The 16,019-nt window shown below is 72.9% G+C and carries 12 protein-coding genes; 10 read left to right on the top strand and 2 right to left on the bottom strand.

From position 1 onward, the window contains the following. Positions 1-2: 2 nt before the first annotated feature. Positions 3-1,454, bottom strand: coding sequence for an aldehyde dehydrogenase (locus ACWD5D_RS05140; RefSeq protein WP_451371405.1), 1,452 nt, complete (start codon positions 1,452-1,454; stop codon positions 3-5). Positions 1,455-1,571: 117 nt separating this feature from the next. Between ACWD5D_RS05140 and ACWD5D_RS05135 the strand changes: the two genes are divergently transcribed. The 8 genes from ACWD5D_RS05135 to ACWD5D_RS05100 all read left to right on the top strand — a co-directional run bounded on the left by ACWD5D_RS05135 (position 1,572) and on the right by ACWD5D_RS05100 (position 11,113). Next, a complete protein-coding gene (locus ACWD5D_RS05135) occupies positions 1,572-2,600 on the top strand; it encodes an MBL fold metallo-hydrolase (RefSeq protein ID WP_451371404.1) in 1,029 nt (342 codons plus the stop codon). A 556-nt stretch (positions 2,601-3,156) separates the two neighbouring features. Further along, positions 3,157-4,386, top strand: a complete 1,230-nt coding sequence (locus ACWD5D_RS05130) for a prenyltransferase/squalene oxidase repeat-containing protein (protein ID WP_451371403.1) — start codon at positions 3,157-3,159, stop codon at positions 4,384-4,386. After that, on the top strand, positions 4,383-5,069 hold the full coding sequence (locus tag ACWD5D_RS05125) for an SCO2322 family protein (protein ID WP_451371402.1): 687 nt from the start codon (positions 4,383-4,385) through the stop codon (positions 5,067-5,069). Before ACWD5D_RS05130 ends, ACWD5D_RS05125 begins: the two co-directional genes overlap by 4 nt. A 229-nt stretch (positions 5,070-5,298) precedes the next feature. Further along, complete coding sequence (locus ACWD5D_RS05120; protein WP_451371401.1) at positions 5,299-6,495, top strand: CbiQ family ECF transporter T component; 1,197 nt, start codon at positions 5,299-5,301, stop codon at positions 6,493-6,495. After that, a complete protein-coding gene (locus ACWD5D_RS05115) occupies positions 6,492-8,432 on the top strand; it encodes an ABC transporter ATP-binding protein (protein WP_451371400.1) in 1,941 nt (646 codons plus the stop codon). The genes ACWD5D_RS05120 and ACWD5D_RS05115 overlap by 4 nt, the downstream gene beginning before the upstream one ends. Beyond that, positions 8,429-9,322, top strand: coding sequence for an ECF transporter S component (locus ACWD5D_RS05110; RefSeq protein WP_451371399.1), 894 nt, complete (start codon positions 8,429-8,431; stop codon positions 9,320-9,322). Before ACWD5D_RS05115 ends, ACWD5D_RS05110 begins: the two co-directional genes overlap by 4 nt. A gap of 341 nt (positions 9,323-9,663) precedes the next feature. After that, the gene (locus ACWD5D_RS05105) at positions 9,664-10,077 is read left to right on the top strand and encodes an aggregation-promoting factor C-terminal-like domain-containing protein (RefSeq protein ID WP_451371398.1); all 414 of its coding nucleotides are present in this window, start codon (positions 9,664-9,666) and stop codon (positions 10,075-10,077) included. A gap of 328 nt (positions 10,078-10,405) precedes the next feature. Further along, positions 10,406-11,113 (top strand): YoaK family protein, encoded by a 708-nt coding sequence (locus ACWD5D_RS05100; RefSeq protein WP_451371397.1) that lies wholly within the window; start codon positions 10,406-10,408, stop codon positions 11,111-11,113. Positions 11,114-11,307: 194 nt separating this feature from the next. Here the strand turns inward: ACWD5D_RS05100 and ACWD5D_RS05095 are convergent, their stop codons facing one another. Continuing rightward, positions 11,308-12,477 (bottom strand): steroid 3-ketoacyl-CoA thiolase, encoded by a 1,170-nt coding sequence (locus ACWD5D_RS05095; RefSeq protein WP_451371396.1) that lies wholly within the window; start codon positions 12,475-12,477, stop codon positions 11,308-11,310. Between the two features lie 269 nt (positions 12,478-12,746). On the opposite strand from ACWD5D_RS05095, the gene ACWD5D_RS05090 reads away from it, so the two are divergent. Both ACWD5D_RS05090 and proP read left to right on the top strand, forming a co-directional pair. Next, positions 12,747-13,982 carry a cytochrome P450 gene (locus tag ACWD5D_RS05090; RefSeq protein ID WP_451371395.1) on the top strand — a complete coding sequence of 412 codons (1,236 nt, stop codon included), beginning with the start codon at positions 12,747-12,749 and terminating at the stop codon, positions 13,980-13,982. A 521-nt stretch (positions 13,983-14,503) separates the two neighbouring features. Continuing rightward, positions 14,504-15,880, top strand: a complete 1,377-nt coding sequence (gene proP / locus ACWD5D_RS05085) for a glycine betaine/L-proline transporter ProP (protein ID WP_451371394.1) — start codon at positions 14,504-14,506, stop codon at positions 15,878-15,880. The last annotated feature ends 139 nt before the right edge of the window (positions 15,881-16,019 follow it).

Raw genomic sequence — 16,019 nt, 5'->3', positions numbered from 1 at the left:
CCTCATGCCCCCGCCGGGAGGTGGATCATCTTGTGTTCGAGGTATTCGGCGTAGCCCTCGGGCCCGAACTCCCGCCCCAGACCTGAGTTCTTGTAGCCGCCGAACGGGCCGAGCATGTCGAGGCTGAAGGTGTTGACCGAGTAGGTGCCGGTGCGGACCTGCCGGGCGACCTCGATGCCGCGCTCGACGTCCGCCGTCCACACGCTGCCGGAGAGGCCGTAGTCGGAGTCGTTGGCGATCTTCACGGCCTCCTGTTCGTCGCCGTAGGGAAGCAGGCAGATCACGGGACCGAAGATCTCCTCGCGGGCGATCCGCATGGAGTTGTCGACGTCCCCGAAGAGGGTGGGTTCCACGTACCAGCCCTTGTCGAGTCCGGCGGGGCGGCCGCCGCCGGTGAGGACCTTGGCGCCCTCCTCCTGGCCGATGCGGATGTAGTCGAGGTTGCGCTGCTGCTGGCGCCGGGCGACCAGGGGGCCGACCTGGGTGGCGGGGTCGAGCGGGTCGCCGACCTTCAGGGCACTCGCCGCCTGCGCGAAGGCGTCGGCGAACTCGTCGTAACGGGCGCGCGGGACGAGGATGCGGGTCTGGGCGACACAGGCCTGGCCGTTGTTCATCCAGGCCGCCGGGACGATGCCCGACACGGCGGTCTGGAGGTCCGCGTCCGGCAGGACGACCGCCGCCGACTTGCCGCCCAGTTCCAGGGTGACGCGGGTGAGGTTCCGGGCCGCCACCTCCATCACGCGCTTGCCGGCCGCGACCGAGCCGGTGAAGGAGACCTTGTCGATCCCGGGGTGCCCGACCAGGTACTCGCTGACCTCGCGGTCCGCGGGGAGGATGGAGAGCACGCCCTCCGGCAGGCCGGCGTCGCGCGCGATCTCGCCGAGCAGGTACGCGTCCAGCGGGGACTCCGGGGACGGCTTGAGGACGACCGTGCAGCCGGCCAGCAGCGCGGGCGCGAGCTTGGCCGCGGCCACGAACTGCGGGACGTTCCACGGGACGACGGCCGCGACCACGCCGACCGGTTCGCGCCGGACGAGGAGGGGGCCGAGGATGCCGTCGCGGCGCTCCTCGTGGGTGAAGTTCCGGGCGACCCTGATCGCCGCGTCCCACACCATCATCGCGCCGAGTGCCTGCGCGAGGACGCTCCACGAGTACGGGGAGCCGTTCTCGGCGGAGATCACCCGGGCGATCTCCTCGTGGCGGGCGAGGATCCCGTCCTTGATACGGGTGACGACCTCGATCCGCTCCTCCGGCGTCGCGCGCGGCCAGGGGCCCTCGTCGAAGGCGCGGCGCGCGACGGCCACCGCCCGGTCGACGTCCGCCGGGGAGGCGTGCGGCACCCGGCCGATGACCTCCTCGGTGTGCGGGGAGATCACCTCGATGACGTCCCGGCCCAGCGGGTCGGTCGGCTCCCCTCCGATGAACAGCTGTCCGTGCTCCACGAGTTCCGTCATGGCCGACCGCCTCCGCACTGCCTCACACGGTTTCTGACGCTGCATCAGAACTGATATCAGTTCTAGCTATAGTGGGCAATGGTCTTGGAGCAGCGGCGTCGGCGGGGCGGAGGACAGATGGCGGAGACGTTCGATCACGGTGGGGGCGTGCGGTCCGTCCAGGTGCCCATCCCGGACAACCCCCTCGGGCACACGCTGGTGTACGTCGTGGACACCGACCGGGGTCCGGTGCTCGTGGACACGGGCTGGGACGACCCCTCGTCGTGGGACACGCTGGTGGCGGGACTCGCCGGTTGCGGCACCTCGGTCGAGGAGCTGTACGGGGTCGTCATCACCCACCACCACCCCGACCACCACGGGCTGTCCGCGCGGGTGCGGGAGGCCTCCGGGGCGTGGGTGGCGATGCACGCGGCCGACACGGAGATCGTGCTCCGGACGCGGGAGACGCGTCCGGAGCGCTGGTTCTCGTACATGGCCGACAAGTTGACGGCCGCCGGGGCGCCCGAGGATCACGTCGCTCCGCTGCGCACGGCACGTGGCCGCCGTGCCCTTCCCGGCCTCTCCCCCGCGCTCCCGGACCGCGAGGTCGTCCCCGGTGAACTCCTCGACCTGCCCGGCCGCCGGCTGCGCGCGATCTGGACCCCGGGCCACACCCCCGGCCACGTCTGCCTGCACCTCGAGGAGAAGCACCCCTCCCGACTCCCCGGCAACGGCCGCCTGTTCAGCGGTGACCACCTTCTCCCGCGGATCACCCCGCACATCGGCCTGTACGAGGACCCCGAGGACGCGACGGTCACCGATCCCCTCGGCGACTACCTGGACTCCCTGGAGCGGGTGGGCCGCCTCACCCCCGCCGAGGTCCTGCCCGCGCACCAGCACGCGTTCACCGACGCCCCCTCCCGGGTCCAGGAACTCCTCACCCATCACGAGGAACGGCTCACCGGCCTGCGGTCCCTCCTCTCCGTCCCCCTCACCCCCTGGCAACTGGCCGAACGCATGGAGTGGAACCGCCCCTGGTCCGACATCCCTTACGGCTCTCGCACGATCGCGGTCTCGGAGGCCGAGGCCCATCTGCGCCGCCTCGTGAAGCTGGGGCACGCGGAGGCGGTCCCGGGGAGCGAGCCGGTGACGTACGTGGCTGTGTAGACCTGCGGCTGCCCTTCGGCGGCCCCACGCCCAGGGCGGCGACGGCCGGCTGAGGCCCTGGAGTCCTGGCTCAGGCCGAACGCCCCCGACCTCAGCGGTCCGCCCCCCTCCGTCCCGGTCACCGGTCCCCTCTCCGTCGTCGGCCCCCTCTTCGTCATCTCTCCGTCGTCGGCCCCCTCTTCGTCATCTCTCCGTCATCGGTCCCCTCCCCGTCATGGGCCGTGAGCCCGGTCACCAGGTCCATGTGCCCACGGCCACTCCCCGGGCCCTGCGCGGCTGCCGGTAAGGTGACGGGGTCGTCATCACACCTGTACGGGGGGAAGCCGGTGCAATTCCGGCGCTGACCCTCCCCCAACTCTCGGCTTCGCTCGAGCCGGGGGCACCCCCATCCGTGAGCCGTCCGCAGGACGGTGAGCCGGACCGCCTCGCACGGGACGTTGACCGGCTCGCGTGCTCGGCGGCCCGCCGAGCACGGCACCGTCGAGGTATACGGAGCCGCGCCGCCCGGGTGCTTCCCGTGCGCTGCCGGCCCCCGCAGGAGAGGCAGTCGCCGACCATGAACGTCCGCCGCAGTGCCGCGGCTCTCGCCGCCGTAGGCGTGCTGGCCGCAGCCGCGCCCGCCACGGCCGCCGACCCGTCCCCGTCCGCGTCCCCGAAGGTGACGCTCCCCGCCGGGCTGTTCGGCAAGGCCGACCCGACGTACGACGGCGTCTGGCGCCAGTCGCTGTCCCTGCTCGCCCAGCGGACCGTCGGTGAGCGGCCGGCCGCCTCGGCCGTCGACTGGCTGGTGGGGCAGCAGTGCGACGACGGCTCCTTCGCCGCGTTCCGGGCCGACACCGCGGGGCCCTGCGGGGGCAAGAGCGGTGCCCAGCCCGACACCAACAGCACGGGTGCGGCCGTCCAGGCCCTGCGGGCGGTCGGCGGGCACGACGGCGAGGTCCGCAAGGCCGTGGCCTGGCTGAAGACCGTGCAGAACAAGGACGGCGGCTGGGGCTACGCGCCGGGCGGCGCGAGCGACACCAACTCCACGTCGGTCGTCATCGGCGCCCTCGCGTCCGCCGGTGAGGACACCGCCGCGCTGCGCGGCAAGGGCAAGAGCCCGGACGAGGCGCTGGCCGGTCTGGCCCTCGCCTGCTCCGAGGACGGGGGCGGCGCCTTCGCCTACCAGCCCGACAAGAAGGGCAAGCTCGTCGCCAACGCGGACGCGACGGCGGCCGGCGTGCTGGGCGCGCTCGGCAAGGGTTTCGTGGTGGAGCCGGGCAAGGCCCGGGACAAGGCCCCCGCCTGCTCCTCGTCCGGCAAGGCCACGTCGGGCCGGCTGGCGGACAACGCCTCCGCGTACCTCGCCGACGCCGTCGCCAAGACCGGCCACCTGATGTCCGCCCTTCCGGGCGCAACCGACCAGCCCGACTACGGCAACACGGCCGACACGGTCGTCTCGCTCGCCGCGAACGGGTGGGCCGAGCAGGCGAAGAAGCCGTACGCCTGGCTGGAGAAGAACGCCGTGACCTGGGCCGGGCAGACCGGCCCGGCCGCCTACGCCCAGCTGATCCTCACCGCCCACGCGATGGGCGAGCAGCCGCGGGACTTCGGCGGCACGGACCTCCTGACGGCGCTGGACAAGTTGGGGCCGGCTCCGCAACAGGCGACGAAGTCCGGCACGCAGGAGTCGAAGGCCGACAAGAAGGGCTCCGGCAACGGCGTCTGGTGGATCGTCGGCGTCGGTCTCGTCGCCGGTATCGGCATCGGCTTCCTGCTCAGCGGCCGGAAGAAGCGGCAGCCGTGACCGCCGTCCGCCGTGCCACGGTCGTACTGATATCCGCGCTGACGTCCGCGCTCGTCCTCGTGGCCGGGGCGGGCCAGGCGCAGGCCACCGGGTACCGCTACTGGTCGTTCTGGGAGCGTTCCGGCGACCACTGGACGTACGCCACGCAGGGCCCGGCGACCGCGCGTCCCGACGACGGTTCCGTGGAGGGCTTCCGGTTCGCGGTCAGTGTGGGTTCCGCCGACGCGAGCCAACCGCGCGGCACGGCGGACTTCGCGACGATCTGTGCGAAAACGCCCGCCAAGTCGGGGGCGAAGCGGGTGGCCCTGGTCATCGACTTCGGCATCCCCGCGGACGCTCCCTCCGGCGAGACCCCGCCGGCCCACCGCCGCACGGCGTGCGCGCAGGTCGCCTCCGACGCGACGACGGCGGAGGCCCTGGCCGCCGTCGCCAAGCCCCTGCGCTACGACACCAACGCCCTGTTGTGCGCCATCGCCGGGTATCCGCAGAAGGGGTGCGGGGAGCAGGTCGCTGCCGCGAAGGAGCAGGGGCCGGGGGCTTCGGAGAAGAAGGCTTCGGGGAAGGAGGCTTCGGCGAAGGAGTCGGACGGTGGCCCCTCGCTGGGGTTGCCGATCGGTGTGGGCGTGGTCGCTCTGCTGGCCGGGGCGGCGGTGTGGCAGGCGCGGCGGCGCAGGAATGCGTAGTCGCGCCGCGGGTGGGCGTGGATTCGCTGGGGGCAGTTCCCTGGCCGCGGGCCCGTCGTGGTCGCTCGCGCAGTTCCCCGCGCCCCTGAGGAGTCGCGGTGCCGTCGGCCGCATGGCTGGCGTACCCACGCGGCCGCGGGGAACTGCGGGCCGCCGCCCGGCCGCGGGTCGGTCGTGGTCGCTCGCGCAGTTCCCCGCGCCCCTGAGGAGTCGCGGTGCCGTCGGCCGCATGGGTGGCGTAACCACGGGAGCGCGGCCGGCCGCGGTCCGTCGTGCGGCGGGCCGCCGGCGCGGGCGGGAAGCGCACGGTCCCGCACGGCGCGGGCAGGAAGCGCACGGCCCCGCTCGGCTGCGGCGCGGAGCGCGGTTGCACCCCGGCGCCTGGTGGCTCTGGTCACTCGGGCTCGGTACGGCCGCCACCCGCACCACCAACCCCCTTCTCCTCGCCCTCCTCATAGCCTCGGCGGGCTACGTCGTGGCCACGCACCGCTCCGCCACCCCCTGGGCCCGCTCCTACACCGCCTTCGCCAAGCTCGCCGTCGCCGTCCTCCTCGTCCGCCTCGCCTTCACGGTGGTCCTGGGCTCCCCCATCCCGGGCACGCACGTCCTGTTCACGCTCCCCGAGGTCCCGCTCCCCGCCTGGGCGCAGGGCATCCGTCTCGGGGGGCACGTCACGGCGGAGGCGCTCCTCTTCTCGGCGTACAACGGACTGAAACTGGCCGCGCTCCTCATCTGTGTCGGCGCCGCGAACGCCCTCGCCAGCCCCGCCCGTCTGCTGAAGTCGCTGCCCGGCGCCCTGTACGAGGCCGGTGTGGCGGTGGTCGTCGCGCTGACGTTCGCGCCGCATCTCATCGCCGACGTGCAGCGGTTGCGGGCCGCGCGTCGGCTGCGCGGGCGCCCGGACCGGGGGGTGCGGGGGCTGCTTCAGGTCGGACTGCCGGTGCTGGAGGGCGCGTTGGAGCGGTCGGTCGCGCTGGCCGCCGCGATGGACGCGCGCGGGTACGGTCGTACCGCCGACGTGCCCGCACGGGTGCGGCGTACGACGACCGCGCTCACCCTCGGCGGTCTGCTCGGCGTGTGCGCGGGGACGTACGGGCTGCTCACCGCGGAGGGCGGCACGTACGGAATTCCGGTGCTGCTCGCGGGGGTCGCGGCCGCGCTCGCGGGGCTGCGGCTCGGCGGGCGCCGCTCGGTGCGCACCCGGTACCGGCCGGCGCCGTGGGGAGTACGGGCGTGGCTGGTCGCGGGCTCGGGGGCCGCGGCGGCCGCGATGCTCACACTGGCGTCGGTCCGTGTTCCGGACGCGCTGAACCCAGGGGTCGTCCCGCTCGTCGCCCCCGCCTTCCCGCTGTGGCCCGCAGCGTCCGCCCTGCTCGCCCTGCTGCCCGCCTTCGTCGTACCCCAGGACCCCGAGGAGCTCGCGTGATCCGCTTCGAGGAGGTCAGCGTCACGTACGAGGGCGCGGCCGAACCGACCGTCCGGGACGTCGACTTCGAGGTGCCCGAGGGTGAACTCGTGCTGCTCGTCGGGCCGTCCGGGGTGGGCAAGTCGACCGTGCTGGGCGCGGTCAGCGGACTCGTCCCACACTTCACCGGCGGCACCCTGCGCGGCCGGGTCACGGTGGCCGGCCGGGACACCCGTACGCACAAGCCGCGCGAACTCGCGGACGTGGTCGGGACGGTGGGACAGGACCCGCTCGCGCACTTCGTGACGGACACGGTGGAGGACGAACTCGCCTACGGCATGGAGTCGTTGGGGCTCGCCCCGGAGGTGATGCGGCGCCGGGTGGAGGAGACCCTGGATCTGCTGGGCCTGGCCGACCTGCGCGACCGTCCGATCACGACGCTCTCCGGCGGGCAGCAGCAGCGGGTCGCGATCGGCTCGGTCCTCACCCCGCACCCGCGGGTGCTGGTCCTGGACGAGCCGACCTCGGCGCTCGACCCGGCCGCGGCGGAGGAGGTGCTGGCCGTCCTCCAGCGCCTGGTCCACGATCTCGGTACGACGGTCCTGCTGGCCGAACACCGGCTGGAGCGGGTGGTCCAGTACGCCGACCAGGTCGTCCTCCTGCCCGGCCCCGGCGCCGCCCCCGTCGTCGGCACCCCGGCGGAGGTGATGGCCGTCTCGCCCGTGAGCCCCCCGGTGGTGGAACTGGGCCGCCTCGCGGGCTGGTCGCCTCTCCCCCTGACCGTCCGCGACGCCCGCCGCCGCGCGGGCTCCCTCCGGGAACGACTGGCCCGGGGGCCGGCGCCCACGTCCGAGGCGCGGCCCGAGCCGTCGGCCGAGCCGTCCTCCGGGGTGGCGCCTGGTCCGGTCGTCGCCGCGGCGGACGAACCCGCGACCGCCGGCGGCGAGCACGCCCCGCAGGGGCCACCCGCACCCGACGACGAGATCCGCACAGGTGGTTCGGGGGGGTCGGGGGGTTCGGGGGGTTCAAGTGGTTCAGGTGGTTCGGATGGGAACACGATTGCCGAAGGCGAGGCCGAGGCGGGCACGGCCGACGCACCGCAGATACCCGCGCCACCCGTCCGGCGGCGGCTGTTCCGCCGAGCCGCCGCACCCGCCGGAACTCCCGCACTCGCACCCGTACCCTCACCCGCGCCCCCGCCCGCCCCGCACGTCGCCGAAGTCCACGCCCTCGCCGTCCGCCGGGGCCGGGTGGACGCGCTGCGGCACATCGACCTGACCGTGGCCCCCGGTGAGACCGTCGCGCTGATGGGGCGCAACGGCGCCGGGAAGTCGACGCTGCTCGGCTCCCTCGTCGGACTCGTCGAGCCGACCTCCGGCACGGTCCGGGTCGGCGGAGCCGTACCGCACCGCGCCTCGTCCCGTGACCTCGTACGCCGTGTCGGTCTTGTCCCGCAGGAGCCGCGCGATCTGCTCTACGCGGACACGGTGGCCGCCGAGTGCGCCGCCGCCGACCGGGACGCCGGGGGCGAGCCCGGTACCTGCCGCGACCTGGTGTCGGGACTGCTGCCGGGCATCACGGACGACACGCACCCCCGTGACCTCTCCGAGGGCCAGCGCCTGGCGCTCGCCCTGGCCGTCGTGCTGACCGCCCGGCCTCCGCTGCTCCTGCTCGACGAGCCGACGCGCGGCCTGGACTACGCTGCGAAGGCCCGCCTGGTGGCGGTGTTGCGCGGGCTGGCGGCCGAGGGGCACGCGATCGTCCTGGCCACGCACGACGTGGAGCTGGCCGCGGAGATCGCGCACCGGGTGGTGCTGCTCGCCGACGGCGAGGTGATCGCCGACGGGCCGACGGCGGAGATCGTGGTCTCCTCCCCTTCCTTCGCCCCGCAGGTCACCAAGATCCTGGCCCCACAGCCCTGGCTGACGGTGACCGAGGTCCGGGAGGCCCTCGCATGACAGCGCCCACGACACCTCCGGACGCACCTGCGGACACCCCTCTCACAGCGCGTACGGCATCCGCGGACGCCTCACGTCGGCGCGTCCGTGCCGTCCCTCTGGGACCCCGCTCCCTCGTGGCACTCGTGCTGGTCAGCGCCGTCGGCGTGGTCGGCTTCGGCTGGCCCTTCCTCGCGCCGCCCGCCTCGCAGCTGAGCGCGCACGCCGAGGACGCGCCCTGGCTGTTCGCCGGACTGCTGGTGCTGCTGGTCGCGGTCGTGGCGGCGACGATCTCCGAGTCCGGTCTCGGTCCGAAGGCCGTCGCCATGCTGGGTGTGCTGGCGGCGACCGGGGCGGCGCTGCGCCCGATCGGCGCGGGCACGGCGGGGATCGAGCCGATGTTCTTCCTGCTGGTGCTCAGCGGCCGGGTGCTCGGACCGGGCTTCGGCTTCGTCCTCGGCTCGGTGACGATGTTCGCGTCCGCCCTGCTCACGGGCGGGGTCGGGCCGTGGATGCCGTTCCAGATGCTGGCGATGGGCTGGTTCACCATGGGCGCCGGCCTGCTGCCGGGCCGGGGCCGTCTGCGCGGGCGGGGCGAGCTTGTGCTGCTGGCCGGCTACGGCTTCCTCGCCTCCTTCGCCTACGGCACGATCATGAACATGGCCGGCTGGCCCTTCATGGGCACCCTGGCCTCGAACATCTCCTTCGACCCGCAGGCGACGGTCCCCGCCAACCTGGCCCGCTTCGTCGCCTACTGCCTGGCCACCTCCATGGGCTGGGACCTGGGCCGGGCGCTCTGCACGGTCGTCCTCACCCTGGCGCTGGGTCCGGCCGTGCTGCGCGCGCTGCGCCGGGCCACGCGGAGGGCCGCTTTCGAGACCGCGGTCACATTCGACGCACCCCGAGCGTGAGGGGCCGTATTCGCTCGGTCAGCCGAGCGGTGAGACACCCCACATGACCCACATCACCTACGATCCCGAGTCGTAGTATCGAATGTCTGATACGCCCTTTATCGCATCCCGCCTGACCTGCGGATTGAGATGTACGCCACATGAGGGACCTTTGCCACCGATCCGGCCACAACTAGTAAAAGGGGTGATTGCGGACGGGTCGGATGCCTGTTTCTCTGGACGACGTCGCCAGGCGCCACGAACCCACGCGGGACGCGGCGCCGACGTATGCGGCAGGCCGGCACTCGTTGCGCGGCCCGCACATACCGGCGAAGCCCTGTCCCCGACGCAAGAGGTCGAACGTGTCCGTCTCCTTCATGAGCCGCATCGCTTCCCCGAAGAAGGCCCTCACCGTCGCCGCCGTGGCCGCAGCCACCGCCGGTGTGGCGCTGACCGCGGCACCCGCCCAGGCCGCACCCAGCTCGGCCTCCTCCGCTCGGTCGATCGCACACAAGATGATCCCGGACGCCGCCCAGTTCAACGCGTTCAGCAAGATCGTCGAGCGCGAGAGTGGCTGGAACCCCTCCGCCACCAACAGCTCCTCCGGCGCCTACGGCCTGGTCCAGGCTCTGCCGGGGTCGAAGATGTCCTCCGCCGGCTCCGACTGGAAGACCAACCCGGCCACCCAGATCAAGTGGGGCCTGGACTACATGAACTCCCGCTACGGCAGCCCGGTGAAGGCCTGGAGCTTCTGGCAGGCCAACGGCTGGTACTGAGCCGTCCCCACCCGGCCGCTCCACCCCGGCCGCTCCACCCCGGCCGCTCCCAACCGGGCCATCCGCCGCCGTTCAGGCGCGCGTACCACGCATGATCCGCCCGGCATGACCACCCACGGTCGACGGCCACCCGTACAGCGCGCCCCACGACAGCCACCACAGCACCACTGCAGCACCACCGCAGCACCACGACGCGCACCCTCGCCTCCGTTCGGCGAGGGTGCGCGCGTGTGTCCGGACGCGGCGGCGCGCGCCGGATCGCCCGGGAGTTCCCCACCCCCGTGGTGGACTGTTCCTTCCCCTGCCAGTCCGGCCGACCGGAGGAACGATGACGACTCCACCGACGCCACCGACTCCCCCGACGCCACTGGCCCCGGACCCGGAGATGCGCGGGGTGCGGCTGGTGGTCGTCCTCCTGGCGCTGACCGTGGTGAGCGGACTGATCGACGCGGTCAGCTATCTGGGTCTCGGCCGGGTCTTCACCGCCAACATGACCGGCAACGTGGTGGTCCTGGGCTTCGCCGCGGCCGGCGCCCCGGGCTTCTCGGTGCCGCACACGGCCACCTCGCTGGCCTGCTTCCTGCTGGGCGCGGTCGCCGGCGGCCGACTGGCGGCCCGCTGCCGGGAGGGCTCGCGCCGCAAGTGGACGCGGGTGACCCTGACCGCGGAGGCACTCCTGGTCGCGCTGTCGGCGGCGGTCGCCTTCGCCTGGCCGGGCCGGCCCGGCACCCGGTACGCCCTGATCGCCCTCACCGCCTTCGCGATGGGCCTGCGCAACGCGACCGTGCGCAAACTGGGCGTCCCCGACCTCACCACCACGGTCCTGACGATGACCCTGACCGGCCTGGCCGCCGAATCCCGCCTGGGCGACGCCACCGGCCGCCGCTCACCGCGCCGCACGGCCGCCGTGCTCGCCATGATCGCCGGAGCCTGGCTGGGCGCCTGGCTCGTGCTCCACCACGGCCTGGGCATCCCCCTGCTCATCGCGGCGGCGGCATCGGCCGTCCTGGCGGCGGTGGCGTCGGGGCGGGAGTGAGCGGGGGCGGCACCACCGCTGCCGTACCGCCCCGGCGCCCTACCGCCCGGCCACCGGCCCTTCCGGCCACCGGCCATTCCAACCACCGGCCCGCCCTACCGCCCGGCCAACCGGCCCTTCCGACCACCGGCCCGCCGTACCGCCCGGCCGCCCCGCCACCAGCCCCCCACCCGCACCCGCACCCGGCCCTGTGTCTACAGACGCTGGATGATCGTCCCGGTGGCCAGCGCTCCGCCCGCGCACATCGTGATGAGCGCGAACTCCTTGTCGGTGCGCTCCAGTTCATGGAGTGCGGTGGTGATCAGGCGGGCGCCGGTCGCGCCGACCGGGTGACCGAGGGCGATCGCGCCGCCGTTGACGTTGACCTTGCCCAGGTCCTGCTCGAAGACCCTGGTCCAGCTGAGGACGACGGACGCGAAGGCCTCGTTGATCTCGACCACGTCGATGTCCTTGAGGGACATGCCGGCCTTGCCCAGGACCGCGTTGGTGGCGTCGACGGGGCCGTCGAGGTGGAAGTGCGGGTCGGAGCCGACCAGGGCCTGGGCGACGATCCGGGCGCGGGGCCGCAGTTTCAGGGCGCGGGCCATCCGTTTGGAGGCCCACATGATCGCGGCGGCGCCGTCCGAGATCTGCGAGGAGTTGCCGGCCGTGTGGACGGCCGTGGGCATGACCGGCTTCAGCCCGGCCAGCGCCTCCATGGAGGTGTCCCGCAGCCCCTCGTCCTTGTCGACCAGCCGCCACATGCCGTGCCCGGCGTGCTGCTCCTCCTCGGTGGTGGGCACCTGGACCGCGAAGGTCTCCCGCTTGAAGCGCTCCTCCGCCCAGGCGTGCGCCGCCCGCTCCTGGGAGAGGAGGCCCAGCGCGTCGACGTGTTCGCGGGTCAGTCCGCGGCGCCGGGCGATGCGTTCGGCGGCCTCGAACTGGTTGGGCAGGTCGACGTTCCACTCGTCGGGGAACGGCTTGCCCGGCCCGTGCTTGGAGCCCGACCCCAGCGGCACCCGCGACATCGCCTCGACCCCGCAGCTGATCCCGACGTCGATGACGCCCGCGGCGACCATGTTGGCCACCATGTGCGAGGCCTGCTGCGAGGAGCCGCACTGGCAGTCGACGGTCGTCGCCGCCGTCTCGTACGGCAGCCCCATGGTCAGCCAGGCGGTGCGGGCGGGGTTCATGGACTGCTCGCCGGCGTGGGTCACGGTGCCGCCGACGACCTGTTCGACCGCGTCGGCGGGAATGCCGGTGCGGCCGAGGAGTTCACGGTAGGTCTCGCCCAGCAGATAGGCGGGGTGCAGATTGGCGAGCGCGCCACCGCGCCTGCCGATCGGGGTGCGTACGGCTTCGACGATCACGGGTTCCGCGGCCATGGGGGTCGTCCTCTCCTCGGTCGCCCGCGCGGCGCGGAGGCGTCCCGGCCCGCCCGCCACGCAGAACTAGAACACGTACTAGTTCTGCGTGCAGTTTGCTGACATCTCGTCCACTGCCGCAAGGGTCGTGCACGCCCCGAAGTCGTGATCTGCACGAATTACACACGCAATTGGGGCCGCCGTGGGTCTTGCCACTTCTAGAACCCGTTACTACCGTCACGGCAGCCCGCCAGCTGATGGACCGTCAGAACGGACGACGGGAGCCTTTGATGCCCTGCCCCGAGCTGCCCGACGGGTTCGACCTCACCGACCCCGACCTGCTCCACCACCGCGTGCCCTTCCCGGAGTTCGCCGAGTTGCGCCGCAGCGAGCCGGTCCGCTGGATCCCGCAGCCGCACGGCCTGGCGGGCTTCGCCGACGACGGCTACTGGGCCGTGACCCGGCACGCGGACGTCAAGTACGTCTCCACGCACCCCGAACTCTTCTCCTCGACCCTGAACACCGCGATCATCCGCTTCAACGAGCACATCGAGCGCGACGCGATCGACGCCCAGCGGCTGATCCTGCTGAACATGGACCCTCCCGAGCACACCCGGGTGCGCCAGATCGTGCAACGCGGATTCACGCCACGCTCCATCCGGGCGCTGGAGGACCGGCTGCGCGACCGCGCGCAGCGAATCGTCGCGGGCGCCCGCGCCCGCTGCGGCCCCTTCGACTTCGTCACCGAGGTCGCCTGCGAACTGCCCCTGCAGGCCATAGCCGAGCTGATCGGCGTCCCGCAGGAGGACCGCTCCAAGATCTTCGACTGGTCCAACCGGATGATCGCGTACGACGATCCCGAGTACGCCATCACCGAGGAGGTCGGCGCGCAGTCGGCCGCCGAGATCATCGCCTACGCGATGAACATGGCCGCCGAGCGCAAGCGCTGTCCGGCCCACGACATCGTGACGACGCTGGTGGCGGCGGAGGACGAGGGCAACCTGAACTCCGACGAGTTCGGCTTCTTCGTACTGATGCTGGCGGTGGCCGGGAACGAGACCACCCGCAACGCGATCACCCACGGCATGCACGCGTTCCTGACCCACCCCGGCCAGTGGGACCTGTTCACCCGGGAGCGCCCCGCGACCACCGCCGAGGAGATCGTCCGCTGGGCGACGCCGGTCAACTCCTTCCAGCGCACGGCCACCCAGGACACCGAACTGGGCGGGGCGCTCATCCGCAAGGGCGACCGCGTGGGCCTCTTCTACGCCTCCGCCAACCACGATCCCGAGGTCTTCACCGACCCCGACGCCTTCGACATCACCCGCGACCCCAATCCCCATCTGGGCTTCGGCGGGGGCGGCCCGCACTTCTGTCTCGGCAAGTCCCTGGCGGTCCTGGAGATCGAGCTGATCTTCACCGCGATAGCCGACGCCATGCCGGGCCTGCGCCTGGCCGGCGACCCGCGCCGGCTGCGCTCGGCGTGGATCAACGGCGTCAAGGAACTCCAGGTCGTCGCGGACTGACCCACCCGATCCGGGCCGGCGGCTCCCGGCGCCGCCGGCCCCACCACGCGCGCGCACCGGCCCCACCACGCGCGCCCACCGGCCCCCACCACGCGTCCGCGCGCCGGCCAGGGGATCGGTCGTGCCGGCCCCGGGCTCAGCTCGCAGCCGCGTCCTTCACCAGTTCCCGCGCCTCCCGGCCCGCGGCCACCACGGCGACCGTCCGCGCGCGGCCCCCGGAAGGGGACGCAGGCGACCCCCGCTTCACCTGCCGGCCCCCTGCTTTCTGTCCGAAGACGACAGTCGGAGGGGGCGGATCCGACCGGCCGCAGGGCGAGAAGCATCACAGCGACTGTCCGGTTTCCGCCCCTGGAGCCGGGCAGACGTCCCTGCATACACCGCATTTAGCTGCACTGTGCATCGATTCGCGTACGGGGCGTGAGGGACCGAAACACCCCTATGGTCGTTTTTCGGCCGGACGCACGGCGCCGTCGTCGTCCGACCCCGTCCCTGTCCCCGTCGAGAGGTAGGCGAGCCCCGTTTTGGCGACCGCCGCTGCTGTCACCCCGCATCTGAAGACCCCGCGGGCCGCCCAGGCCCCTGCCGGGGCGACCGTCACCGACCCCGCTCTCGTCCGGCGCGCCGTGAAGGCGGCCGCGCTGGGCAACGCGATGGAGTGGTTCGACTTCGGCGTCTACAGCTACATCGCGGTCACCCTGGGCAAGGTCTTCTTCCCGTCGGGCAACCCGACCGCGCAGTTGCTCTCGACGTTCGGGGCGTTCGCCGCGGCGTTCCTGGTCCGCCCGCTCGGCGGCATGGTCTTCGGTCCGCTGGGCGACCGCGTGGGCCGCCAGAAGGTGCTCGCCGTCACCATGATCATGATGGCGGTGGGCACGTTCGCGATCGGTCTGATCCCGTCGTACGCGACGATCGGTGTGGGCGCGCCGCTGCTCCTGCTGGCCGCCCGGCTGGTGCAGGGCTTCTCCACCGGTGGCGAGTACGCGGGCGCGTCGACCTTCATCGCCGAGTACGCCCCGGACAAGCGGCGCGGCTTCTTCGGCAGCTGGCTGGAGTTCGGCACGCTGGCCGGCTACATCGGCGGTGCGGGCCTGGTCACCCTGATGACGGCGCTGCTGTCCACGGACGACCTGCTCTCCTGGGGCTGGCGGATCCCGTTCCTGATCGCGGGCCCGATGGGCATCATCGGCCTCTATCTGCGGATGCGCCTGGAGGAGACCCCGGCGTTCGCCGCCGAGGTCGAGAAGTCGGAGGCGAACCGGCCGAAGGTGCCGCTGCGCGAGATGGTCGCGGGCCAGTGGAAGGCGCTGCTGCTGTGCATGGCCCTGGTGCTGGTCTTCAACGTCACCGACTACATGCTGCTGTCGTACATGCCGAGCTATCTGACCAGTGAGCTGAAGTACGACGAGACGCACGGGCTGCTGGTCGTGCTGGGCGTGATGGCCCTGATGATGATCGTCCAGCCGTTCGCGGGCGCCCTGACCGACCGGGTCGGCCGCCGTCCGGTGATCGCCGCGGGCTGCGCGGGCTTCCTGTTCCTGTCCGTTCCCGCCGTGCTGCTGATCCGCCAGGGCAGCCTGCTCGCCGTCGCGCTGGGCATGGGTGCGCTGGGGCTCCTGCTGGTCTGCTTCACGGCGGCCATGCCGGCCGCGCTGCCCGCTCTCTTCCCGACCCGGGTGCGCTACGGCTCGCTGTCCATCGGGTTCAACGTGTCCGTGTCGCTGTTCGGCGGGACGACGCCGCTGGTGGTGACCGCGTTGATCGGGGCCACCGGGAACATGATGATGCCCGCGTACTACATGATGGCCGCGGCCGTCGTGGGCGGGTTCGCGGTGTGGCGGATGTCCGAGTCGGCGGGGCGGCCGTTGCCCGGTTCCGCTCCGGCGGTGGAAGGCCGCTAGGCGCCTTGTGGGGTGCTCGCCGTCGCCGGGTGCGGGTGCGGGTGCGTGAGGCTTGTCTGCGGGTGCGCGTGCGGGTGCGCTGTGGCTGGTCGCGCCCACGCGGCGGAGCCGCATATCGATACAGCCCCGCGCCCCTGGG

It is taken from the genome of Streptomyces sp. NPDC002520 (genome assembly GCF_053595235.1).
The sequence above is the reverse complement of the archived record's forward strand: the minus strand, read 5'-3'. Positions and strand labels throughout refer to the sequence as shown.